This window comes from Moorena sp. SIO1G6 (assembly GCF_010672795.1).
GTDB classification, from domain to species: Bacteria; Cyanobacteriota; Cyanobacteriia; order Cyanobacteriales; family Coleofasciculaceae; genus Moorena; species Moorena producens.
Genome location: NZ_JAAHFZ010000001.1, coordinates 73,207 through 96,264, shown reverse-complemented (window position 1 = coordinate 96,264; position 23,058 = coordinate 73,207). Strand labels below are relative to the sequence as shown.

Genomic DNA, 23,058 nt, shown 5'->3' with positions numbered 1-23,058 from the left:
CCCCTTGACCGATTTCTGTTCACCGGGAAAGTACCGAACTTACTGTGGGGCTAACTAGGGATTTTACATAGACTTCTCGAAAACTTTGCGTTTATAATAAATTACTGGCTTACCCCCCTTGAAAACTGCCCCACACCCATCAGAGACTGGAGTTGTTCAGGCATGAGCATTTCAGAGGTGTTTTGTGAAAAAAGTTTTAGGAATCATTCTCGGTGGTGGCGCAGGAAGCCGCTTATATCCACTAACCAAGCCCCGTGCTAAACCAGCAGTGTCATTGGCAGGTAAATACCGCTTGATCGATATTCCTGTCAGTAACTGCATTAATTCTGAGATTTACAAAATCTATGTCCTAACCCAATTTAACTCAGCATCTCTCAATCGCCACATTACCCGTGCCTATAATTTCTCTGGCTTCACAGAAGGGTTTGTTGAAATTCTACCAGCCCAAAAAACTGCGGAAAACCCAAGCTGGTTTCAGGGAACAGCAGATGCAGTTCGTCAGTATCTATGGTTATTTAATGGCTGGGATGTTGATGAATACCTAATTCTATCAGGAGACCACCTCTACCGGATGGACTATCGCTTATTTGTCCAACGTCACCGGGACACTGGAGCGGATATTACTCTCTCGGTTGTACCTATTGATGAGACACGGGCATCTAGCTTTGGCTTGATGCAAATTAATGATCGGGGCAAAGTGATTGACTTTCGGGAGAAACCCACAGGGGAATTGCTCAAACAAATGCAAGTGGATACTACTGTGCTTGGACTTACACCAGAAGAAGCCAGAAATAGTCCTTACATTGCTTCTATGGGAATTTATGTTTTTAGTAAAGCAGTGATGAAAGAAGTGCTCGAAGCTAATTCTGAACACACAGACTTTGGTAACGAAGTTATCCCAGCCTCGATGCCAAAGTATAACATTCAAGCTTATTTATTTAATGATTATTGGCAAGATATCGGCACTATTGAGGCATTCTACAATGCTAACTTATCCCTGACTCGTCAACCATCACCATCGTTTAGCTTTTATCAGGAAGATGCTCCGATTTACACCCGCGCCCGTTATCTACCGCCCTCAAAGCTTTTAGACTGTCGGGTAACAGAGTCAATTATTGGGGAAGGGTGTATTCTCAAAGACTGCCGCATTAATAACTCGGTATTGGGATTGCGATCGCGAGTGGAAGCTGGAACAGTTATTGAGGACTCTTTAATTATGGGTGCTGACTACTATCAATCTTTAACAGAACGTCTATCAGCCCAAGAACAAGGTCAAGTGACTTTAGGAATTGGTAAGGATACCGTTATTCGTCGTGCAATTATCGACAAAAATGCTTGTATCGGTAACAATGTCAAAATCTTCAACAAGGATCGTGTGGAAGAGGCCAACTGTGAAAGTGAGGGATTTTATATTCGTAATGGCATTGTTGTAGTGATCAAAAATGCCGTAATTCCCCATGGAGCCGTGATTTAGTTCTATGGGCTGGAAAGGGTAAGTTCATCCACATCAAAATTAGCCACGCTGTAAGCATATGCGCTACGCGAACAGCCCTTAGCGGTCAGCCGTCAGCCCTTACACGCTTACTTTAGACAGGCTTAGCCTAAGGATTAGGGCTTAGACATGCTTAGGCTAGGTATTAACTACTAAAACCATTAACCATCTTAGGCTAGGTATTAACTACTAAAACTATTAACCATTAACCATTAGTCATTAATCATTAGCCATTGACCTTGCTAGCTAAGAGCTTGCCAAAACCGCTCAAAACACCCTTAACAGAGTATTAATATGTACGGAAATTGCGATCGCACCAGTGAGGAAGAACCGAACTAAGTTTACTTGAAACCTTTGTTACCCTGGCGTTGAGGTAGATAAACCATAATCCAAGGGCAATCACTTACCCCTTACGATCTTAGACGATTAGGAGACACTCTTGATGGCTGCGACCGACTTCAAAGACTATTACTCCATTCTAGGAGTCAGCAAAACTGCTAGTGCTGATGACATTAAAAAGTCCTTTCGGCGTTTGGCCCGTAAGTACCACCCGGACTTGAATCCTGGGGACAAACAAGCCGAGGCTCGCTTTAAGGAAGTCAATGAAGCCTACGAAGTGTTATCTGACTCGGACAAACGCAAGAAATACGATCAATTTGGTCAGTACTGGAAGCAAGCGGGACAAGGATGGTCTGGTCGTAGTGGAGTCGGTGTTGATGTTGGTGGCTTTGATTTTAGCCAGTACGGCAGCTTTGACGAATTCATTAATGAATTGCTGGGTCGCTTTAGCACTGGTGCGCCCGGTGGTGCTGGCAGAAGTAGTCAGAGCTACTCCTACCGTACGAGTACTTCTAGCTCTAATGGGTTTAATGATTTTGGTGGTTTTGGTGGCTATAGCAGCACCTCGGGCTTTAACAACACTACGGGAGCAAGTGCTGACCGGGAAGCAACCATTAGCCTCAGTTGGTCTGAAGCCTTTAATGGTGTCCAAAAGCGTTTTAGCCTAGGTAGTGAAACTATAACTGTCAAGATTCCCCCTGGTGCCAAACCCGGTAGTCGTATTCGGGTGCGAGGCAAGGGTCAGGTCAACCCTCTCAATGGGCAAAAGGGAGATTTGTATTTGAAAGTAGAACTCAAATCTCACTCTTTCTTTGAGTTCGATGGTGAGAATCTGGTTTGCGAAGTGCCAATCACACCAGATGAAGCGGTTTTGGGTGGTTCAATCGACGTACCAACTCCAGATGGCTCTGTGAGTATGAATATTCCTGCTGGTATTCGTTCTGGTCAATCTCTGCGGTTACGGGGTAAAGGCTGGTCTTTACCTAAGGGTGGACGTAGTGATCAGTTAGTGCGAATTACGATAGTAACTCCGAAAAACCTCACCAATCAGGAGCGGGAGTATTATGAAAAAATCCGTGAAAGTCGCCGCTTCAATCCCCGGAGTCACTTGTCCCAAGTTCGACTATGATTATATCTAGCAGTGCTCAATGGGGCTAGGGACTTTCCTGTTGGGTTAATTGGAGTAGGGGTAAGACAATGGAAGGTACCTCATCAGAGGGTATCGATGGCATTTAGGAGTGTCTCTACTTCGGCATTTGGATTTAGGAAAGAAAATAGATGTTGAAAGTGGAGTTTTCCTAGCTGATCTAAAAGAAATTGGCCAGGTAGGGGAGCACCCAGTGCTTGACCAAGGTTATAGGCACGAAAGGTTCTACAGTTGGGGTCGCTCAGCAGTGGCATTTGTAAACTGAGATCGTTAACAACTTGTTGGCTTTGCTTGATATCTGTACTCGTAATCATTAACACCTCAACCCCTTTCTCAGTCAAGCGTTGGTAGTTCTCATTGATGTTTTTGATGTGAGGGAAGCACAGAGGACAGTAATGCTTTTCTGTGAAAATTCGGGTGAATGCCAAGATGACCGGTTGTTTGCCCTGATAATCGGATAATTTGATCTGACGGTTATTGGTAATATCTGGTAGCTCAAAATCAGGTGTCCTTGCTCCGAGTTGTAGCGCGTTAGTTGCTGGTACAGGCACAAAATTGTGGAAGAAGCGCTGATTGATTAAGCCACTAAAGTTAAGGTCTGTGAACATCAGGGGTTCAATTCTCCTGGAGAGGGAATAGTTTATAGTCACTGTTATAGTTTACCGATAGGCACCCTCAACTGTAGGTAGTTTAGGCAAAGAAGGGCGATCGCTACCCATAAACCAGCAGGACTTACACAAAACTGGACCCATCTTCCCATCAGCACCGATTCACAATTTCAATGGGTGACAGCTTATATGGATGTTGATAGAGATAAGTGTCTGTTTTTTGGTAATGGGTAATAGACATCTCCAGGAATTGCTAAGCAATTCCTGGAGATGTCTACAGAACAGTTGGTTTTATTTTCTAACCCATTGCATTTAATCCTATATAAATTGCTGCCAATCTTGAGCCTTGAATCCGGGCATCATATTCTGCTTCTATATGCTTACGCCCTGCCTGAACCAAGTCATACCATTGCTCAGGATGAGCGACTAGCTGTTGTAAATGAGTCACCAGCCCCTCTACATCTCGTTCCTCTGCGAGTAAACCTGTAACACCATCAATGGTCAGCGGTCAGCGGTCAGCCTTGGCCAAAGGCCACGCTACGCGAACAGCTTTCAGTAACTCAGATAAAAAAATGGTTACCTGTTTTATTCACAAACTGATAGCTAATAGCTGAATGCTGATAATAGCTGAATGCTGATAATAGCTGAATGCTGATAATAGCTGAATGCTTACTGATAGTGTAATTACAAAAATATTAAAATCCTCTCTATGCAAGAAGGACTTTGATTGTTTTGAATAGAGTCTCAGTAAAGCGGATTTGGGTTCAAATCAATTTGTGATAAATGCGGGTTGGAGTTCCTCAACTAAAGCATTGTATGCTGGTTTGGGACGATAGGATTCATCAAAGAGTAAGGGTGAGTCTGGACGGTCAAAGAAGTAGGGAATCCAAGAGTAATTGTCGCTCAACCCCCAAGTTGCAAAAGATTTACAGTTGGGAGCATCTAAACAGACACTCATTATATCTCGATAAACCTCTGCTTGGGCAGCCAACTTTTCTTCTCTTGTTCCCTTGCCACTGTAGATTTGTACGTCCATTTCTGTAATCCGCACTTCTAAACCCAATTCACCCAGACGCTGAATATTGGCTGCGACTTTTTTGGGATTGGGAGGTCTCTTAATGCTAGTGTGCATCTGAAAACCGACACCATGAATGGGGACACCTTGTTGCTGCAAATCTTTGACCAAGGCATAGATGGCATTACTCTTTTTGCCTAATCCTTCTGCTTTATAGTCATTGTAGAATAATTTTGCTTGTGGGTCAGCTTCATGAGCCCAACGAAATGCCATCTCAATATATTCTGGACCAATTCCTTGCAGCCAAATGGTTTTTCTTAGGGAACCATTGTTTTCAATTGCTTCATTAACTACATCCCAAACAACTATTTGTCCACGAAAGCGACCAACTACAGTATAAATATGTTCCCGCAAGATATCGATCAATTCTTGGCGACTCCATTCTTTTTCCTTTAACCAGTCTGGTAAATTGTTATGCCACACTAAAGTATGTCCGTATACCTGCATTTGGTTAGCTTGGGCAAAATTGACGATAGTAGAAGGGTTAGTAAAATCATAGCGATCGCGTTTGGGATGCAGTCGTCCAAACTTCATAGCATTTTCTGGTGTTACCAGATTAAACTCACGAGCTAGAACTTCTTGATAAGTTTCATCTTCTCTTAAGGGTTTAGCCTGAACCGCTGTACCGATGCTGATTCCTTGCTCTTTGGCTAAAGAACGCAAGGTAGTACTCGTTGATTTTTGATTATCCTTATTCTGGGTTTGACTTATGACTGAAAAAGTAGTGGTAGTTTCTTTCGCAATCTTAGCTTGGCTATCTAATGGAGAGCTCAAAGTGAAGATTTTTAAAGTTAAAGCTAAGGAGATAAATATTAAAACAGTGAACCATTTATATTTTTTCATAATCAAGATTCTAAATCAAGAATTAGCAAACCACAGACTTTAATCCTATTTTATCTAGTAAAACGGATAAACAAAGAGAAATGGCAAGTAAGAAAAACCAGCCTAGAACCTTAATTACTAATATTTCTGAAAAATCAAAAGTAGCTTCCGCAAAAAAATTGCCGCCTAAGGAAAGTAAAATTTGACTCACGAGACCATTAATACAAAAGATGCCTAGGCTATATCTTGACAAAATGGTAACACTTTGGGTCACAAGTAAAGGGAATTTTTGTGCTTCTACGCAACTAAAGCACAGAAAAGCAACAGGTACGCTAATTAAGCAAGAAAACATTATGTATTCAAAAGGTGGAACATTGCCCGCTGTAATTTTTCCCAACCAGCTATATTCAGCCATCATCAGCAAACCACTTAGTAATAGAAGTAAAACTTTGATGTGAGCTGGAGTATGAGCAGATTTTTTCCTGATTAAAGGCAATTTGTGATAGAAATAAGCACCTAAAGCTATGTAAGCAAACCAGTAAAATAATGGAATTCGATGAAAAATTTTTAAAAATGTAGTAATTTCTGGTGCAATGATTCCAGCTAGAGAAGCCTGAATAACAACGAAAATAATAATTTGAAGTAAGAGAGCAGCCATAAGAGTTTTAAAACTATCAATATAATGCTTGGCTAAAACAAAGATAGGGATAAGTTGAAACATAATTAGTAAATAGTAAGCACCTGTAAATATTTCTCCTGTTAAAACAGCAATACTTATTGATAAAGGTGAATTGCCTGTTGCTAATTTAAGAACCGCTGCCAAGCTAAACCAAAAAGCAGTAGGAATAGCTAGACGAGACAGACGCTTGTTGAGTAAAACTAAAACTGATTGGTTGGGACGATTAGTTAATCCACGTTGTAGTAATAGAAAAGAGATTGTTAAAAATACTGGCACACAAAATCTTAAGGGAGCAAATAAAATGTCTATAAGTAAAGCACTAGAAGCATAGGTAGAGTAAGGAACAAAAACTGAGTGGTAAGAGACAACAGCAGTAATGCTTAGGGCTTTAAGAATATCAATAAAAAAAAATCTATTTTTATAAATCATAGGTCATTGGTGACAATTTAAGGTTGTGAACCAATTGTCAAAGGGGTTTCACGAAAAGGTTGGAATAAAAATTATGATTAACTTCGTTACTTATTAATACAAGGCACTATAATTAGTCTGATATTAGATTTTTACTACTGTTTTACCATCTCTAAATATTGGTGATCAGGAGCCAAAAATATTTAACTTTATTCTTACTAATTTCTGGCAATAAGCTATATATAAATAACAAAAAAACAGATAAATATTTAAATATACTTGGAATTGTTTTGGAAAAATGTAGTATTTTATGTCAATTTAAAGGAATTAAATTGACACCTATTTTCTCCTTATTTGTCTTTTCTAAAAATACAGTAAATATTGTGACAAAAGTATTTGCCAACAAATGGAAGCCAGCAGAGCAAGGAAAAGATTTTTGATTTCGGATAATACTACTTCTAAATCAAAAATATGCTCAAAAGTATCTTTCGACACAATAAAATCGAAATCCTGTTCAGGATAGTCTCGTAAGTTTACAGCCAAGAACTTTACTTTATTTTGTAGTTGAGGGTAATTTTGCTGTAAGTTCATTTGAGCAAATTCAACATCGCGATCATTTAGATCTAAACCAACTACTTGTGCTGCTCCAGACAAAGCAATATCCAAGGAAAGATTTCCTAAACCACAGCCTATTTCCAAGACTTTTGCCCCTTTAAAAGAGGGTTTTTTTTCAAGACGAGACCAAAAAAGTTCGTTGGTATTTTTTTGAGTTTGTAGATAATTTAAGGCGTGCTGAAAGTAATCTTCTGCTTCTCGCTTTAGTTGAATAGGGAAACCAAAGTCAGGTTTTTGTGTTTGGGGTTTGTTAGTAGTTGTCATTGTTTTTCTCATACAATAAAAAAATCAGTCTATAGCAGATGAGTTAACACAGAATCAATCGCTTTACTCAAGGCATACTACCTAAAAGGTGAGCTTCTCTCATTGTGTAAATTTGTCTACACAGTTTACGTAGAATTTTCCGCTTAAATCTTTCCTGAATAAAACTTTCTGGAAATAGATCTACTATTGCTTGATTTGGGGTTAAATCAAGAACCAAATGAACTCTTACTTTATCCCAGTTACTTTTTACTGTATGAGGGAATGAAAAGTCACCATAGTATAAATTTCCAGCAACCCATTGGCATACATTAGAGCAGATTTTGAACTCTATGTTAGGGTTGGTAATAATCGGAATATGAAAACGTCCAACTCTTCCATAATCAATGCTATCTTTTCCATCATAATGCCACTTGATTTTAGTACCAGGTGCTAATGCCATAAACCTTACCCTATGTTTTTCACAGGGTAAATTGTCGAGCAGTTCTTTTATATATGGGCAAAGTTCCAAAGCAGGTGTGGGTATATAAGGCTTGCCTACTTTTCTGATACTCCGATCTTCGTAGACATCACCTCCACTAGTAACTAATCCAATTGCTGTCCAGCCACCATCATGGTGATGACTAACAGAATGTTGTGTACCTTGGAATGTTTCATACACATTTTGGAAATCAGATAGTAACCTTGTTTCATCAAGTTCAACAGGTAATTTGACATTTAATGTCAAGCCAGTCAGTTTGGTCAGTAGTTCAAATACTTCAGGCATTTTTATTAAATTTCTCACAAAATGAAAGAACTAAGTCTCTATGAGCCAATTTTTACCCTAGATCCAGGAGGCTCAATTAAGGATTTTTGCAAACTTGTCATAATCTCCATCCATTATCCAATGCCAGATTTGCCAGTAGAATAAGAGCAGAGTCTCATTTTTGTATTTCATACAACGAGGTTCAAAAAGTGAATCAATTTGAGAGATTTTTACAGCATTTAAATCGGGATATTCTTGGTTAACTAAAGAAATAGTTGAATCAACTAAGCTGCTAGGAGTAAAAAAATTATTATGGTACAATCCAAATGGTTTTAATAAAGAACGGACATAATGTTTTTTTCCTAGTCGAAATGCTAAATTTAAACAGTTATTTCTTAGGGATAAAGTTTGGAGATTAGCAAACTTTCCTCCAGAAATAAAGGGAAATACACTCATGTCTGCGAAGTGATCTTGAAAGAGCTTGCGGTAAAGTTGGTAATCTACACTAAAGTCAGTTGGAAGAGAAGCAACCTCATTCCAGAAAGCTTTACTTAGACCTGGAGTAAAAGTAAAAGTTTTATTATTATAAACTTGAAGAGGGTTAGGAGCAGTGCGGTTGCGAGTTCGATTGCGAATCATAAACTGAAGAACACCAAAACCATCATTGCTGTATTTGTTTGCTTCGACTCTTAGTTGAGTATTGAATTCTTCATACATTTGCTCAGACAAACTTGGTGAAAAAATATATCTAGCAGCTTGCCATATACTAGAAGAATAGGTAGGTAAATTTTTCAGATAGTCAGTTAAGCTATATTGAGTTTCTTTTGGGAAACGCTTGAGTCCAGCACCAAAAAAGCATGCTTCCCATATAGAGTTGATACTAGAGTTTAGATACTGTACAAGTTGAGCAATAAAAAGATTTAGACTAGGTGTTGCGACCTCATTCATAATCAAATACTTAAGATATTGCTCCGAGGAGAAGAAGTCAGAATTAGTAGAAATCAGCTTGAAGGGTATATTTAACTGCTTAGCAACTTTTTCTGCTATATAGCCTTCAGCGCCGAATAACTCATCTTCATGCTTAAGTGCTAAGGCAGTAGGTTGAACTCCCATGTCAACCATTAATGCTGCTAGTAAGCGTGAATCAAATCCACCACTAAGTAGCACTGTGGTAGAGTGATTATCATAATACTCAAGATAGGCAGCAATTTCTTGTTTTAATACATGTATTAGATGGGCTGTGTCAAAGTTTTTAATGCTTAGGTTTACTTTTGGTTCAGGCCACTGCCAATAGGATTTTTCTAAGACAGTATCTTGATCTGGATCATAAGTTAAGACACATCCAGTTGAAATACGTTCAACTTGCTGAAGAGAAGTTTGGTTACCAATAAAGTGACCGAAAGATAAGAAGGCTCCCCAGCTAGCTGGATTTATATTCTTTTCAATCAAATTGCTTGCTGCAATTGCCTTAACTTCACTAGCAAAAAGTAATAGTCCCGGGAGCTTCACCACATAAAGTGGTTGCATTCCCAAAATGTCAGTTACGATTGCAAGTTTGCGGAGAGAATTGTTCCAATATATAGCGACAAATGCACCATCAAGTTCGGTTAAAACTTTGATGGCTGTGTCAAAATCACTTTCAACAACTTGGGATAATTGTTGCTCAAGATCTTTTTTGAGCGAAATAGGTGCGCCGGTAATAACTAGCAAGTTGTTTGCTATACTTTTTCTCTGTAGTGATACTCTGCCAATTTTTTGAGGAAGTGAAAGAGTTGCAACAAAACCTTTATTGTCTAATTGAAATGTATGAGAAGGACTTAATGCTTCCTTTTGCTGAGCACTTACCATCTTCTCAATAAGCTGTTGGCTATCTGGTAGAGCTTTTCCGATAAAACCAGCACATTTAAGCATGTATAATCCTCAATATAAGTACTTTAAATTAATAAATTGTTTTCTAATTAATCATTTTTGATACTTTCCTAGTAAGCGTTTACAAAGATTACGTAAAACTTTGCGTTTGAATTCTTCTTGAAGAAAAGATTTTGAAAACAGGGACTTTAATTCATCATTTGGAACTAAATCTATGACTAGGTGAATTCTCGTTTTATCCCAATTATTTTTTACCATATGAGGGAAGGAAAAATCACCATAATATAATTTTCCAGAATCCCATTTACACAAATTATGGCAAATTTTAAATTCTACTTTTGAACTCGTAATAATGGGGATATGAAAACGTGCTGACCTATGATAATCTAGAGAAGTTTTATGATCAACATGCCATTTTATCTCAGAACCAGGCTGTAACGACATGAACCTAACCCTTTTCTTATCTGCAGGTAATCGATTGAGAATATTCCTGATATAAGGGCATAGTTGCAAGGCTGGAGTTGGAATATAAGGCTTTCCAACTTTTGAAATTTCTCGATCTTCTCTAACATCTCCACCAGATGTAATTAACCCAATCGCTTTCCAACCTCCATCATTGTAGATGCCAGATTGACTGCCTTCTTGAAAATTTGAAAATACATTTTGAAATTCATTTAATACTCGTTCACTGTCAATTTCAAAAGGCATTCCCCAATTTAAAGTTAAGCCTGATAGCTGAGTTAGCAATTCAAAATAAGTAACCATGTTTTAATTTTTCCCTATATAATAGTATATTGAATATAATTCACATCATTTAGCAAAAATTACATTATTTCTAAATTTGATTAAGTATGGGGGCGTTTAATAACTTCTATAAGTTTTGTTTTAAAATTAGGTTCTAGCGCCAGAAACATACTTGCATCCCAGAGAGTATTACCTTCTATAATGCAGGGTGTCGTCGGAGTAATAGCAATATCCCAGCCAATAGTTGGTAAATTCCCAAGATCACGATGAAATTGACAAGCAAGATCAACGCATTCCTGAAACATAGGTATTTGATAGCCGTCTAAGGCAACACCAGTATTAGGATGATGGGTTACAATTCCAGGCTTACCAGGTTTTCTATATTTGAATAAGGCATTTCCTTGTAGTTTGCCAGTTTCAAGATTAATACCCGCGACCATACCTCCAGCTTTAATGTTATCGACGAAATTGCCATAGGCTCCCACTCGAAGAGCTGCAGCTAGAGGAATAGCTTTCCTATCTTTTAGGATTGTCACAAGACGAATAGTATTAATAGATGAAGGATATAGTTTAGACATGTCCTCGTGCTGAATAATCTTCTCTTGAAGAAGTGTTTTCTCTTTAAGATACGATTGGAAAGTTTTTAAGCTAACTACATCATCATTCACGAAGATCTTGCCATCCTGAATACCTAAAGTAAAAATGCCTCTAGCACCTTTGCCATAAATCGGTTTACAGAAACCACGGAAACCTTCATACTTCTCGATAAAAGTCTCATAAGACATAAGTTGTCGAGGAGAGAAACAGTCAACTACATCTGGTTCGAGGAAGGCAATATTATAGGGAGAAGGATACCCAAGAGCTTGAGCAACTAAAGCAAATAAAAACTTGTCTTTTACTATTGCTTTAGTTGTCGTACCTCCGCTACTCGCAATTTGTTTGCCAATGAGAGACATCTGTTGACGAGTCGATAGAAAGCTGTTTAAGCTTGGACTATTCTTTCTATCCAATCCATAAAAGAAATAACTAATATTAACTTCTCTATATCTCAACACCCAGTAGAGGTTATCAGCTAACATCCTTAGCTTACTCTTGTGCAGCGCTTGTGGATATAGAGTTTTGGACTCTATAGGTCCTAGAACCATTGAGGCAGCATTATAAACTTTTTCCAGAGCATTAAATGGCTTTCTCAAAGAAATAAAAAAAATCTTAATCAGATTCATTTATGTTACTTTAACTCCGCAAGTATTCACAAAAATAAAAGATATTTATTGAAAAATAATTACCTTTACAAAGCGATAGATAAACCAAATTATCTAGTTGTTATGTGAGATTAAGATAGAGTAAATAACTGGCTAAAAGTGTCTGCTAACTTAGAAGCTGCTTTTGAGCGGCTCTTCGGCTCCAATACACTTGCTTCAGGGCGATTTGACAGTAATAAAGCATATGGTGTGATGTTGACATCAACTATGTAAATTTCACCACTGTCTTGGTCTCTAAGTATGTCAAGCTCAGTGTGATCACACTCCATCAACTGACAAAATTCTAGTATTTTTGAAACTTCATTTTCTGTAAACACATTTTCAGGTTCGACAACTTCGCAGGCGACCATATCTGAATAGCCTCCAAATCGCTTTTCTAGCGGATAATATTTAAGATAAACAATAGGTATTAGTTTAGCTCCAAAAACAGGAACTCGATAATCTATGGTGAGATTTTTATCTTTCACAACATTATTTATAAGTTTTTCATAAACCACATCATCTTCTAGTTTTCTTTGAATTGGGCAGTTTAAAACTCTACCATCGTGCTTAGCATTAAGATTAGATTTGACAACACATTTCCCTTGATAAATCAAAGGATCTATTTTTAGACCATACTGAAATACCTTCTCAAATACTTCTTGAACCTTAGATTTACTAATGTCTTTACAGGCTAAATTTAAAACCTTCAGGCCATTTGTACTCATCTCATTCAATTCTCTTGGGCAGCTTAAAAAGGTTTTATCTTCCCACTTAATAGCAAGAATAGTATTTTTTGAAAATTTTCTGCTTACTCTATAAGCATTTAATAAACAAGATCTATAGAGAGAGTAAGAAGGATATTTGACAAAGGGAAATTCCGGATAAAAAACGATAGTTTTATTCCAGTTTTTAATGATTTTTTTTGTAGTTTCCAATAAAATTTTAATTATTCCAAATAAGCTACCATCATTCAGTATAAATAGTCTGTAACTGTAAATTCTCAAAAAATGATCTATTTCAAATGGTAGTCGATGGCTAATACTTGATTTAATATCGAATGTTATTTTTGAAAATGACTGAATCATACTTGCATTTTTTTGTTTATTGTTTTTGGTAGTTATTGCATCTAGCCTAATTGATCTTTATAAAAGGTGTCAATAGACATGGAATATTTTTTTGATAAACTTCGTCCTGCTTGATTTAAACATTATCTTGCTCAATACATCCAAATTGTAATTATTTTATACCAACTAAATTTTTGATATTTTGAAAAAGCATAATAGGAATTTTACCTGCTGAAAAAATTGAAATTATACTTCCATAAATGGTAAGTAATATAATGGGTTCAAGTATAAATTCATATCTATCCATAGGGAAGTAGAGTACCACTACAATAGCGATGCTAGTAGCAAGGGTTGGGAGCAAAACAGGAGTAAGTAAATCTCTTAAATTCCAGTTAGCAGCACGGCAAGTAGCTATCCAAAACCAAACGGTAGCTCCAACACCCATAACTAACGCAACCGCGATCGCTACTCCTGTAATTCCCCCCAGCCAGGTACCGACAAAGAACGTTGGTAAAGAAAGGGGCACTAAAACCCAATTAATTGCTGCATTAATATTTGGTTTGTTTAAGGCATTCAAAGTAGTCCCCAAAATGGCCATAAAGATGCGAGCATAGGCAAAAATCAACACAATTTGGAAAATGGGTACAACTTCTGTCCAATCTGGACCATACATCAAAGGAATTAACCAAGGCGCAACCACAAACCCGATACCGTGAATAGGAGCGGAGACTAAAGCGTATAGTTCGAGGATTCGGCAGACATAAATTCTCTGACCCTCGCTATCTCGCTGTGACAGAACTGAAAAATTGACACGATTGATCCGGGACAGAGCAAACCCTGGTAGCATTGCTAACTGATAAGCCATATTGTAGAAACCTAGAGCCTGGGCTCCTAGTAGCTTGCCAATGATGAAATTGTCACCGTTGGTGTTGGCATAAACAGCTAAATTGATCCCAATTAAGCTACTGATATAACCTCGTACTTCCTGAACAGCAGATGAATCTGGAATGAGGTGGTATGTAAAGCGGTATCGACTAAACCAGTGTTTTAGAGATGAACTGACTGTTGCCGATGCGATTGTACCTACAGCAAAAGACCAGACACCACCACCCAGTGCAGCACAAGTGAAGGCACTGCTAAGACGCGCCAAACTTGATGCACCGTTACAGATTGCCAGTTCTCTGAACTTCATCTGTCGCTGTAGAACTGCTGAGTGAGAACCAGCCCCTGCCCGAATCAGATAAACCACCGAGGTACAGGCGATCAGGGGCCACAGTAGGGGTACACCAAAAAACTGGGCAACAAGGAAACCAGCGAGGGCTTGTATGATAAATAAGCCAACAGAAACATTGACGCCTAGACTGTAAACCGCATTCACTAGTTTTTTATCATCCAATCCCCGTTGAACCAAGACCCCAGCAATGGTAGAGTCTTCAAACAAGGTTGATAAGGTAGTAACTAATAGAACCATTCCCCATACGCCAAAGTCATCAGGAGATAAGAGCCGAGCGAGGAAAAGCTGGGTAATAAACTTGGAGAGCTTGGCAAACATGAAGCTTGCACTTACCCACAGACCACTTTTGGCGATTTTTGCAGCATTAATCTGAGCCATACAACCTCATGCGGAAATCTGAGACAAATACAGTGAGTGGTGGAGGGTTTTGTCGTTTGCTAACTCCCTACCCTTGTGCCCCAGTCGCTCCCGCAGCTGTTGGTCTTGGCACAGCTGAAGTAGAGCTTGAACAATCTCGTCAGGAGAATTGGGGTTGACTAAGATACCGCTCTCCCCGTGGTGGACAGCATCTGTAACACCCCCCACCCGTGAAGCAATCACAGGTTTCCCGAAGTAACCAGCTTCTCGATAAACAATGCCAAAACCTTCGATGCTAGCTGCTTGAGCGTCAAAGAAGGTGAGCATGGCAAATAGATCACAGGCGGCGTAGTAACCTGCTAATGCCTCGTTGGGTACATAGCCAGCAAAATGTACCCGCTCTTCCACTCCCTTACGACTAGCTAAGGACTTCAGTTCCGACTCCATCGAACCTCGACCACAAACTAGGTAATGGACATCAAGTCCTTCCTCCAGCAGAAATGGTAAATTGAGGATAATTCGGTCAAAACCCTTACGTCGGATCAGCCGTCCGACGGAAAGAATGACAACTGCTGTTTCAGGAATGTTGTGAGCTTGGCGTACCTGCTGGCGCAACTCATTAACGCAGTCTAGCTTCCCTTGATTGCCAAACTTTTCTGGTCTAACTGTCGGGTTAATCACATAAGTTGGCGTGTCGAACTGAAAATGGTCTTTGAGGTAATCTCGCGTGAAGGAACTATTGCAAACAATCCCTTGGATGCGATTGATCGTCCAGCTGAAAAGCGATCGCAACAGGGGGTTTCGCAAAGGACAGAGGAGATCGTCACCGTGTAGGTATGCATAACAGCGGACAGGAAGCAGGTAACTCAGTAGCAGCAGTGAAGGGAAATCGTAACCATGACCCCACTCAATGTAACGATAGCGGTAGCGAAAATAGAGCTTGATTCCCAGCACCAGTGACCCAACCATATTGAAAATCTGCCGGAGGAGACTTCCTAATCCCCCAGATTGCAGGAAGTTCGGAACTAGCCAGCGATGCACAGGAAAAGGTTGCCTCTGATCAAAAGCTTGATCCCCTGAACAGGCAGCAGCTAGAACAATCACCCGTTCCGGGTCTTGCAAACAACGATTGTAGACATACTCCTCAATTCCCCCTTCCTTCGGAAAGAAAGTACGAGAAATGACCAGAATATCTGGGGAGGAGCTTGGCGCTTGGGCCGAAACATCAAACTGTGCTAGGTTTTGCATTGTGAATTCTGTAATTTAAAGTGTAGGCAAATCAGAGTTCAAGCAAAAAAGTGGAGCAAGGTTAGCCCGTTGGAGCTTGAAGTTCGAGTTTTTCTGAGTTGCTCAACTGTTGAACAATGGCTAAAAATTCAGCAGATGTTTGCTCCCAGTGATAGGAGTTGTTCACTCGCTCCCTTCCTTTTTGTCCCATGTCTTGTCTCAATTCAGGGTTAGCCATCAGTTTTGAGAGAGCTTGAGCTAAACGCTGAGAATTAGCCGGGGGAACAAGTAGTCCATTTTCCCCATCTTGAACTAGTTCAGGCATCGCAGAAACATTAGTTGTAATTATCGGCAAGCCATAGTGCATCGCTTCTATCAAAACAATGCCAAAGGTTTCTTTTAAAGACGGTAAAGCAAAAATATCGGCAGTAGAATATAACTGTTTAATATTTTCTTGGTCTGCTCCATTATGAAAAAATACACAATCTGTCATCTGCTGTTTTTCGACAAAGGCTAACATTTTTTTGTAATAAACAGAGTTGTTTTTAGGGTTGCCTACTAAATGAAGAGTGAAGTCATGACGTTTTATTTGAGCAAAGGCTTCAATTAGGTAAAGTAAACCTTTGCGAGATATATAATTAGCGATACACAGCACTTTTTTATTCGTTGTATCCTTTTCTGTTTTCGGTGAGATAGTAAATTTTTCTCGATCCAGTCCAGGGGAGAGTACGTAAACTGATTGAGGATTAATTCCTAATGAAACTATTTCCTGTTTAGAGTATTCACTACTGGTTATAATCAAATCGGCAAAAGACAATCTACTTTTTTCTTGAATACTGTAAAAAAAACGTCTTAACCAAAAACCGTCTTTACTATCATAGCCATAAAAAAGATGAACTAAAACTATAATCTTTCCTTTTCTAAAAAAACGCTGAATAATATTGGTTAAAAATAAATATTTACTAAAATAGTGGTCTTCTACTAATATTCCTTGGCATCGGTAAAGGAGCATGGCTAATATTAAGGATACTAAAAATTCTCCCAAAATAGGTATTTTTGCCAGCCTTAAATATTTTCTTCTACGATGCAAATCTACATATTCTTGCGGGATGCCTACCGCTTCTAAGTGCTGGGAAAGTTTATAATTGTAGAGTTCTCCTCCTGTTTGAGGAGGGAAAGCTCCTGTTAAAAAGAAAACCTTGTCCATGGTGTAAATTGTCTAGGGCAAAAATTGATGATAAAATTTACTATATTGTTAGCTCAACAATAAAAATAGTTGATGCTTACTGAATTTATACTCTATTTAAATCAAGACTTGAATTAGCTAAGGCTAGACCAGTAATTTGAATTATTCTTTGGGCGTAACCAGCAACGCTACAGTAGGTATCAACCCAGTCTTTACCCTTGCTTAGGGTATCTGAGGTGGTGGTAGAATTAATCACTTTGATGATTGCTTCCGCCACAGCCATCGGATTGTTCGGCTCAACAGTCCACTCCGGTGCAAAGTTTTGCAAAATCTCGTTAATTCCCCCAGTATTACTACCGACGACTGGCACACCACAGGCGACCGCTTCCACCACAGTGCGACCAAAAGGTTCTCGTGGAGCCAGACTAACTACTACATCGGCATACTTGTAATAGTCTTCAATGGCAAATGTAGGTGGTAAAATCGTGAAACGGTCTGCTACTCCTAATTTTTCAGCACTTTCTAACAAAGTACGAGTATGGATTTGACCAGGAGATTTATCTTCACCGATTATTACTCCATGGTAGAAGTGACCCTTGGCTTTGAGCTGAGCTAATACAGGAATTAAGGCACGCAAGTTTTTATCATTGACAATCCCTGGCTGATTAAGGCGGGAAGGGGTGAGCATGATACGTGCACCAGAGTTAAGTATAGGTTGTAAGTTTTTTGGAGGAGAACCAGTAGGTGGTTGATTGTTGAACTGTTCTGTATCCACTGGTTGATAGAGAATGCCTCGAATATCCGGTATCAGTTTATGGATATGATTAGCCGTAAATTGGGAATTGCAGATAGCAGCAGGAGCAAGGCAAGTAAAAGTGACCTTTCTCGCCAAGTAACCCAACGGGTTATGTGAAAGAGCCAGATCATGGCAAAAATGATAGACAGGACGATGGCTAAGACGAAGTTGCGGCACAGCTTTGAGCAGGAAGGGTAAATAACTGACTGCAACACAATTATCTAGCAGTAAAGGCCAGTCTTGCGGTTGCTGAGCTACCCATTGAAGCGCCTGCGGCAAAAGCATCTGTTTGCCTTGACGAGGAATTGACTTAATAACAGATTCTTGACCTGCATTTTTTAGATACTTTTCTAGTGTAGAGCCTGCACGAACTAAGAGGCATAATTGATCAGAAGCACCACAAAGTTCAAATCCTTTAATTAGTAGTGCAAGGCTAACTGTCATACCACCAAGACTACTACAGTAGGCTGGTATAACTACTAATTTTTTTGTCTCTCTCGACTTGCTCTTAGAATTATTGTAGTAATTAGGTAAAGTTTTCACAAGCACCTCTTATTATAGAAAATATTATATTTATAGCCGAATCAAAAAGCGTCTAATACTTAATTTATTTTTCCGGAAAGTTCATAGTTTTTGGGTTGCTTACCTGTCAGCTTAAATCGCAAATAGCGGCTCGGACCAAAACGAAGGAATACCATTCCTTCTGCAGGCGATAGAGAGCAAATTCCTCGCCGCATCAGCCTCTCGATAGTATCTTTTAGAGGATGACCGATAGCCAGAGTTTCTTGTAGGGTAAACCAAATAATTTGCAGGACTTTTGTCCAGGAAACTCCACCTTGCTCTATAGCTTTAAAGCTGAGATAATCTGAGTCTCTATTTAGATCAAATCTTTGATTGATGCCAACAGCTACAGCTGCTTTATTTATGCATTGAGCGGTGTCTTCGCGTTGTTCAATTAAATAAGGAATATTGTTCGTTTGTCCTCGCCTATTTTTCCCATGCTTCCGATAGAACATCAGCGGTTCTTTGATACAACCAATTTCTCCATAAAAAGGAATAGTTGCAGTTAAGTAAGTATCAGCAGCACGAGGACGTTTAGGAAGCGGTGCAACCTGATCTATGGCGTAGCGACGATAGGATAAGGCAGAAGTGATTGCCCAGGCATATCTTCCCCATTGCAGTAGCAAAGGTCTGACATCACCTTGACTGAAAAAAGTAGGATCACGACCGATAATATTACCTTCTCGATCTATTGAAACACGCCCGTGAGAAATTTGCACCCATTCAGGATGATCAACAAAGGCTGCTACTACTTTTGCTAACTTATCCGGGTGAAAGTAATCATCAGAATCAAGAAAGCAGACTATTTCACCTGTTGCCTTAGCAAGACCAGCATTAAAAGCTGCTCCCTGTCCTGCATTTTCTTGAAAAATAGGAATTAGTTTATCCTGATAAGATTTGATGACATCCCGTGAATTATCAGTTGAACCATCATCAACCACAATCAATTCAAACCGTCGGTAAGTCTGATTTAAAACACTTTCTATTGCTTGAGCAATAAAACGACCGTAGTTATAATTGCCAATGATAACACTAACTAAAGTATTTTGGCCAGCATTAAGAGATTTTGTGTTTACTGAAGTAAATGGCTTGAGCATATTTTGATTAAACTTTAAATTTTAGTAAAATTTAGTTGTTTTGGTGATTTTTGCATGAGTACACAGAGCAAACTAATGGGCATTACCGGCAGTTCACATTCCATCACGCAAAAGGTTAAGCTAAAGATGATAAAAATTAACAAACCAGCCATTGGTCTATCTGACTTTGTTTTGTAAAGCCAGAGAATTAGTGAGATCCAAGAAATAGCAAAAAGACTGGTTCCAATTACACCAGATCGGTAGAGTAAAGTGCCGAGTAAAAAACTGTGAGAACCAACGACAGCAGGGGCATATCCTGGTAAAACTCCTTCTCCAGTCTTAACATGACCTAGTAAAAAAACAGTGTTAGAGCTATTAACAATACCATCTATGGTTCTTCTATAGATTTCCCCTCGAACTTCCGTAGAATCAGCACGAGCCTCACCAGCGGCTTCTGCTGTACTGACTACACTGTTGAAGATGATATTAGTAACTGGGGGAATAGAAAGAGTAGTAAAACTGGTAACGGCAATTAAACCACAAAGAAACCATAATCCAAAAGTCTGACCAGCAGTAAGTAGGTAGCGCAGGCACAGTACTAGGGGTAAAGTGAGAACAACTGAGCGAGTTCCGCTCGTCAGAAGTATAAAAATAGAGGCTGAAAAGAGCAGTACAGACCAAAGGCGATTTTTGAGATCCAGAGCTAGTAAACTAGTAAAACCAACTGTTAAAGCTAAAGATTCTGGACCAGGAAAAAAATAGACATAACGCACTAGTCCAGGTAGTATAGCCTCATCAGTAGGAAAGTAAGGCATTAAATAGTTACTATTACCAGCTCCAGGCACAAAAACTCTGCTCTTACCAGTAAGAAAACCATAAAGAGAGCGGGGCGGATCGTAGTATGCTTGATGCCAAACAAAGAAGATAACTGCCCAGAGAACTACCATGAGGGCAACTACCACTGAAAAAGCCCAAGCAACTATCTGCCAGCGAACACGTAAGTTTTTGCTTTGAATATACCAAAGAATAATTGCCGGTCCAATCCAACTATTGAGTTGTGATAATATTGCGTTAGGACTGAGAGTATTGTGATGGTACAAAGCATAAAAGTATTTGGAGATTAAACTATAAACACAAAACGCTAAAAAGCCAATTACAGCTACACTAGGACGGCGCAAGCGTACTTCCCCACGGCTATATTTTTCGTAGGCAATTAAACCAATGCCGATGAGAAACATAAAATGCTTCCACCCTAGCAACCACCAAAGAGGTGTTAGAGCAACCAAGAGACAAACTACTTTTTCTGTTTGAGTTAAAATACTCCAACGAGGCAACAAACCAGAAAAAAGGCGATCGCTATCTTGATCTGGCGTCCTGGTTTGAGAAATGCTAGGTAAATAGTTTTGCTGTCTCATGAGCCAACCTCAGCAATTTTGTGACCGTAAAGATAGCTTTCAGCCTGTGTATCCACACCGTTGACCACTAGACCAATAATTTCAGCTCTATGTCGGGCTAGTTGCTCGAGGGTATCTCTAAAGGGGTTGCGATTGCTTTTACCGGGCCAAACTACAAGCAATATATTGGGCACAACAGTTGCCATGAGAGCAGCTTCACTAGTGAGACTAACTGGAGCGCTATCAATGAGTATGTAGTCGTAATGACCACTGGCTTGAGCGGTACTTAGACACTCCTCAAAACTTCCCCTAGCGACAAACTCAGCAATTTTATCCTCGTCGGGTCTTAGGGATAATAGATCAAGACCTGGTCGTATTTGGACTGGTGTCAATGGAGCCTTCGACATAGGGTACCGATCGCAACCCAAACGCTGGCTCAATTCAGCTTTGCGGAAATCACCATCCACCACTAGTACCCGGAAGCCCAAGGTAATTAATGCACTGGCTAGGCCAAGGGTGACAGTTGTCTTGCCCTCACCCGAGGTGGCACTAGCGATCGTCAAGCAGCGGTTCTTTAAAGGCTTCATACTTACAGCTGAAGCCAGCCGTTGGAACTCAATCTCTGTCTCGACTCTTGATGGAACACCTACCACTAAGTGCTTAACATAGGGAATACTCCGCAGGACTGGAAAATTTGTGGCTTGCAGGTCTTGCAGGCTGAGCAACGGATTGCGGCTTTCTAAAAACAGCACAATGGCAGTACTCCCGAAAACTGAGGCAAGAATTGTACCCAGGGCGATCGGACGGCGACCAGGACCAGAGGGCTTAGAATCTGCTCTAGGTTTCTCGAAGACCTGTACACTGGGATAGCTGCTAAATGCATTCAGTTTGCTCTGCTGCACTTGCGCCACCAGACCGTTGTAGACCCCTTCAGCAATGTCATACTGCTGCTGGAGTTGCACGAGTCGAGCCTGTGCGGCGGGAATAGTTTTGAGAGTACTGCCAAGCTGATCGATTTGTGTTTGAATTTGCTTGCCTTGACTGTAATAGGCTTCAGTCTGGCTTTCGGCTAAAATTAGTTCTCTAATCAGAACCGCAGATTCTTGACCGATAGTTGCGTTTACCCCTGGCTGAGCAGCTCTTGCTTGGGCAATATACCCCTCAATTTGACCTTGCAATTCCTCGCGCTGCTCAAGGAGCGCTTGCACCTGCGGATTTTCATTGGTGAATTTGGCTTGAGTTTGGGCTAAGAGTGCTTCTACTTCAGACAACTCCTGCCGCAAAAACTGGTAGTCCTGATTTTCTCCTAAACTTAGAGAGCGGATTGCTTGCTCTGGATTTAGCTCAAGTCGGGTAGATAGCGCTTCCACCCGAGCTTTACTCGCTCGAGCTTGGGCTAATACCTGCGCTTGTTCAGTCGTTAGGGTATTGATGGCTGTAACCATCTCTCTAGTTTGGTCTTCCGCACTGACTAAATTGGAAGAGGCTTTAAATGCTGTTAGCGCTGCCTGAGCCTGACGCAAGTTTGTTGCGGCTTGCTCGAGTTCCTTGCCCATAAACTGCGATCGCTGAACAGCATCATCCTGACGTAATTCATTCAGGCGCTGCTGAAATGCTTCAATCAAAGCAGCTGTCCTTTGGCGTGCCAACTCTGGAGTAGTCCCCTCAGCACTCAGGGAAATGATTGTAGATTCACCCTCCGGAGAGACATCGAATAAAGATTTGTACACGCTCAGGCGAGGATAAAGACTTTTTTCTGGATCAGACTCCCAAATCTGACTGATTGTGTCATTGCTCGTCATAATTGAGCTGAGATTGTTGAGGGGATTTACTTGTTGTGAGAAAGCAACGCCTGTGTCCCTGAAATCACCCAATGTGCCGAGATTTGCATTAAGATCGCTGCTGGATTTAGGTAGAATTAGCTTAGCTCTGGCTGCCCAAACTTCAGTAACTTTTGAAGCGCTGTAAAGGGCAATTGCTGACAATACAATATTCAAGCCAATTACTGGTTTACAGTGCCTTAGAGCAATTGCTATGAATCGATTCATAAGACTAAACAATCCAGATAAGTTCATTCTGGTTTATCAGAATTTATAACAACTAAAAAAAACGAAT

General features: G+C 39.9%; 19 protein-coding genes. 2 read left to right on the top strand and 17 right to left on the bottom strand.

The window, feature by feature from the left end; translation table 11 throughout:
- The first annotated feature begins 184 nt into the window (after positions 1 to 184).
- Positions 185 to 1,474: a glucose-1-phosphate adenylyltransferase gene (locus F6K63_RS00435; RefSeq protein WP_287310321.1), complete on the top strand. Its 1,290-nt coding sequence runs from the start codon at positions 185 to 187 to the stop codon at positions 1,472 to 1,474.
- 460 nt (positions 1,475 to 1,934) lie between these two features.
- On the top strand, positions 1,935 to 2,960 hold the full coding sequence (locus F6K63_RS00430) for a DnaJ C-terminal domain-containing protein (protein ID WP_287310319.1): 1,026 nt from the start codon (positions 1,935 to 1,937) through the stop codon (positions 2,958 to 2,960).
- Between the two features lie 83 nt (positions 2,961 to 3,043).
- Here F6K63_RS00430 and F6K63_RS00425 read toward each other — a convergent pair whose 3' ends face one another.
- The 17 genes from F6K63_RS00425 to F6K63_RS00345 form a co-directional block, all read right to left on the bottom strand.
- A complete protein-coding gene (locus F6K63_RS00425; protein ID WP_287310696.1) occupies positions 3,044 to 3,586 on the bottom strand; it encodes a peroxiredoxin family protein in 543 nt (180 codons plus the stop codon).
- Positions 3,587 to 3,884: 298 nt separating this feature from the next.
- Entirely contained in the window at positions 3,885 to 4,034 is a 150-nt protein-coding gene (locus F6K63_RS00420; protein WP_287310317.1) for a hypothetical protein, read from the bottom strand.
- Positions 4,035 to 4,355: 321 nt separating this feature from the next.
- The gene (locus F6K63_RS00415; protein ID WP_287310315.1) at positions 4,356 to 5,435 is read right to left on the bottom strand and encodes an endo-1,4-beta-xylanase; all 1,080 of its coding nucleotides are present in this window, start codon (positions 5,433 to 5,435) and stop codon (positions 4,356 to 4,358) included.
- A 91-nt stretch (positions 5,436 to 5,526) separates the two neighbouring features.
- Positions 5,527 to 6,591: an acyltransferase family protein gene (locus F6K63_RS00410; RefSeq protein WP_287310313.1), complete on the bottom strand. Its 1,065-nt coding sequence runs from the start codon at positions 6,589 to 6,591 to the stop codon at positions 5,527 to 5,529.
- Between the two features lie 342 nt (positions 6,592 to 6,933).
- Positions 6,934 to 7,449: a class I SAM-dependent methyltransferase gene (locus tag F6K63_RS00405; protein WP_287310312.1), complete on the bottom strand. Its 516-nt coding sequence runs from the start codon at positions 7,447 to 7,449 to the stop codon at positions 6,934 to 6,936.
- A 67-nt stretch (positions 7,450 to 7,516) separates the two neighbouring features.
- Positions 7,517 to 8,230: an aspartyl/asparaginyl beta-hydroxylase domain-containing protein gene (locus tag F6K63_RS00400; protein ID WP_287310310.1), complete on the bottom strand. Its 714-nt coding sequence runs from the start codon at positions 8,228 to 8,230 to the stop codon at positions 7,517 to 7,519.
- A 54-nt stretch (positions 8,231 to 8,284) separates the two neighbouring features.
- The gene (locus tag F6K63_RS00395; RefSeq protein ID WP_287310308.1) at positions 8,285 to 10,102 is read right to left on the bottom strand and encodes an asparagine synthetase B family protein; all 1,818 of its coding nucleotides are present in this window, start codon (positions 10,100 to 10,102) and stop codon (positions 8,285 to 8,287) included.
- A 51-nt stretch (positions 10,103 to 10,153) separates the two neighbouring features.
- Entirely contained in the window at positions 10,154 to 10,825 is a 672-nt protein-coding gene (locus tag F6K63_RS00390) for an aspartyl/asparaginyl beta-hydroxylase domain-containing protein (protein WP_287310306.1), read from the bottom strand.
- An 80-nt stretch (positions 10,826 to 10,905) separates the two neighbouring features.
- Entirely contained in the window at positions 10,906 to 12,027 is a 1,122-nt protein-coding gene (locus tag F6K63_RS00385; RefSeq protein ID WP_287310304.1) for a sugar-transfer associated ATP-grasp domain-containing protein, read from the bottom strand.
- A gap of 110 nt (positions 12,028 to 12,137) precedes the next feature.
- A complete protein-coding gene (locus F6K63_RS00380) occupies positions 12,138 to 13,133 on the bottom strand; it encodes a hypothetical protein (RefSeq protein ID WP_287310302.1) in 996 nt (331 codons plus the stop codon).
- A gap of 151 nt (positions 13,134 to 13,284) precedes the next feature.
- Positions 13,285 to 14,724 carry an oligosaccharide flippase family protein gene (locus tag F6K63_RS00375; RefSeq protein WP_287310301.1) on the bottom strand — a complete coding sequence of 480 codons (1,440 nt, stop codon included), beginning with the start codon at positions 14,722 to 14,724 and terminating at the stop codon, positions 13,285 to 13,287.
- Positions 14,725 to 14,730: 6 nt separating this feature from the next.
- Positions 14,731 to 15,951, bottom strand: coding sequence for a glycosyltransferase family 4 protein (locus tag F6K63_RS00370; RefSeq protein WP_287310299.1), 1,221 nt, complete (start codon positions 15,949 to 15,951; stop codon positions 14,731 to 14,733).
- 61 nt (positions 15,952 to 16,012) lie between these two features.
- Positions 16,013 to 17,137, bottom strand: a complete 1,125-nt coding sequence (locus F6K63_RS00365; protein ID WP_287310298.1) for a glycosyltransferase family 4 protein — start codon at positions 17,135 to 17,137, stop codon at positions 16,013 to 16,015.
- An 85-nt stretch (positions 17,138 to 17,222) separates the two neighbouring features.
- Positions 17,223 to 18,455 carry a glycosyltransferase family 4 protein gene (locus tag F6K63_RS00360; protein WP_287310296.1) on the bottom strand — a complete coding sequence of 411 codons (1,233 nt, stop codon included), beginning with the start codon at positions 18,453 to 18,455 and terminating at the stop codon, positions 17,223 to 17,225.
- A 59-nt stretch (positions 18,456 to 18,514) separates the two neighbouring features.
- Positions 18,515 to 19,570 (bottom strand): glycosyltransferase family 2 protein, encoded by a 1,056-nt coding sequence (locus F6K63_RS00355; protein ID WP_287310294.1) that lies wholly within the window; start codon positions 19,568 to 19,570, stop codon positions 18,515 to 18,517.
- Between the two features lie 14 nt (positions 19,571 to 19,584).
- Entirely contained in the window at positions 19,585 to 20,964 is a 1,380-nt protein-coding gene (locus tag F6K63_RS00350; RefSeq protein WP_287310292.1) for a hypothetical protein, read from the bottom strand.
- On the bottom strand, positions 20,961 to 22,991 hold the full coding sequence (locus F6K63_RS00345) for a GumC family protein (RefSeq protein WP_287310291.1): 2,031 nt from the start codon (positions 22,989 to 22,991) through the stop codon (positions 20,961 to 20,963). The genes F6K63_RS00350 and F6K63_RS00345 overlap by 4 nt, the downstream gene beginning before the upstream one ends.
- Positions 22,992 to 23,058 lie beyond the last annotated feature (67 nt).

Bases quoted from the DNA above. Each gene is read 5' to 3' on its own strand.
- F6K63_RS00430 (WP_287310319.1), top strand. From the start codon at position 1,935: ATGGCTGCGACCGACTTCAAAGACTATTACTCCATTCTAGGAGTCAGC.
- F6K63_RS00425 (WP_287310696.1), bottom strand. From the start codon at position 3,586: ATGTTCACAGACCTTAACTTTAGTGGCTTAATCAATCAGCGCTTCTTC.
- F6K63_RS00410 (WP_287310313.1), bottom strand. From the start codon at position 6,591: ATGATTTATAAAAATAGATTTTTTTTTATTGATATTCTTAAAGCCCTA.
- F6K63_RS00405 (WP_287310312.1), bottom strand. From the start codon at position 7,449: ATGACAACTACTAACAAACCCCAAACACAAAAACCTGACTTTGGTTTC.
- F6K63_RS00395 (WP_287310308.1), bottom strand. From the start codon at position 10,102: ATGCTTAAATGTGCTGGTTTTATCGGAAAAGCTCTACCAGATAGCCAA.
- F6K63_RS00390 (WP_287310306.1), bottom strand. From the start codon at position 10,825: ATGGTTACTTATTTTGAATTGCTAACTCAGCTATCAGGCTTAACTTTA.
- F6K63_RS00385 (WP_287310304.1), bottom strand. From the start codon at position 12,027: ATGAATCTGATTAAGATTTTTTTTATTTCTTTGAGAAAGCCATTTAAT.
- F6K63_RS00380 (WP_287310302.1), bottom strand. From the start codon at position 13,133: ATGATTCAGTCATTTTCAAAAATAACATTCGATATTAAATCAAGTATT.
- F6K63_RS00375 (WP_287310301.1), bottom strand. From the start codon at position 14,724: ATGGCTCAGATTAATGCTGCAAAAATCGCCAAAAGTGGTCTGTGGGTA.
- F6K63_RS00370 (WP_287310299.1), bottom strand. From the start codon at position 15,951: ATGCAAAACCTAGCACAGTTTGATGTTTCGGCCCAAGCGCCAAGCTCC.
- F6K63_RS00365 (WP_287310298.1), bottom strand. From the start codon at position 17,137: ATGGACAAGGTTTTCTTTTTAACAGGAGCTTTCCCTCCTCAAACAGGA.
- F6K63_RS00355 (WP_287310294.1), bottom strand. From the start codon at position 19,570: ATGCTCAAGCCATTTACTTCAGTAAACACAAAATCTCTTAATGCTGGC.
- F6K63_RS00350 (WP_287310292.1), bottom strand. From the start codon at position 20,964: ATGAGACAGCAAAACTATTTACCTAGCATTTCTCAAACCAGGACGCCA.
- F6K63_RS00345 (WP_287310291.1), bottom strand. From the start codon at position 22,991: ATGAATCGATTCATAGCAATTGCTCTAAGGCACTGTAAACCAGTAATT.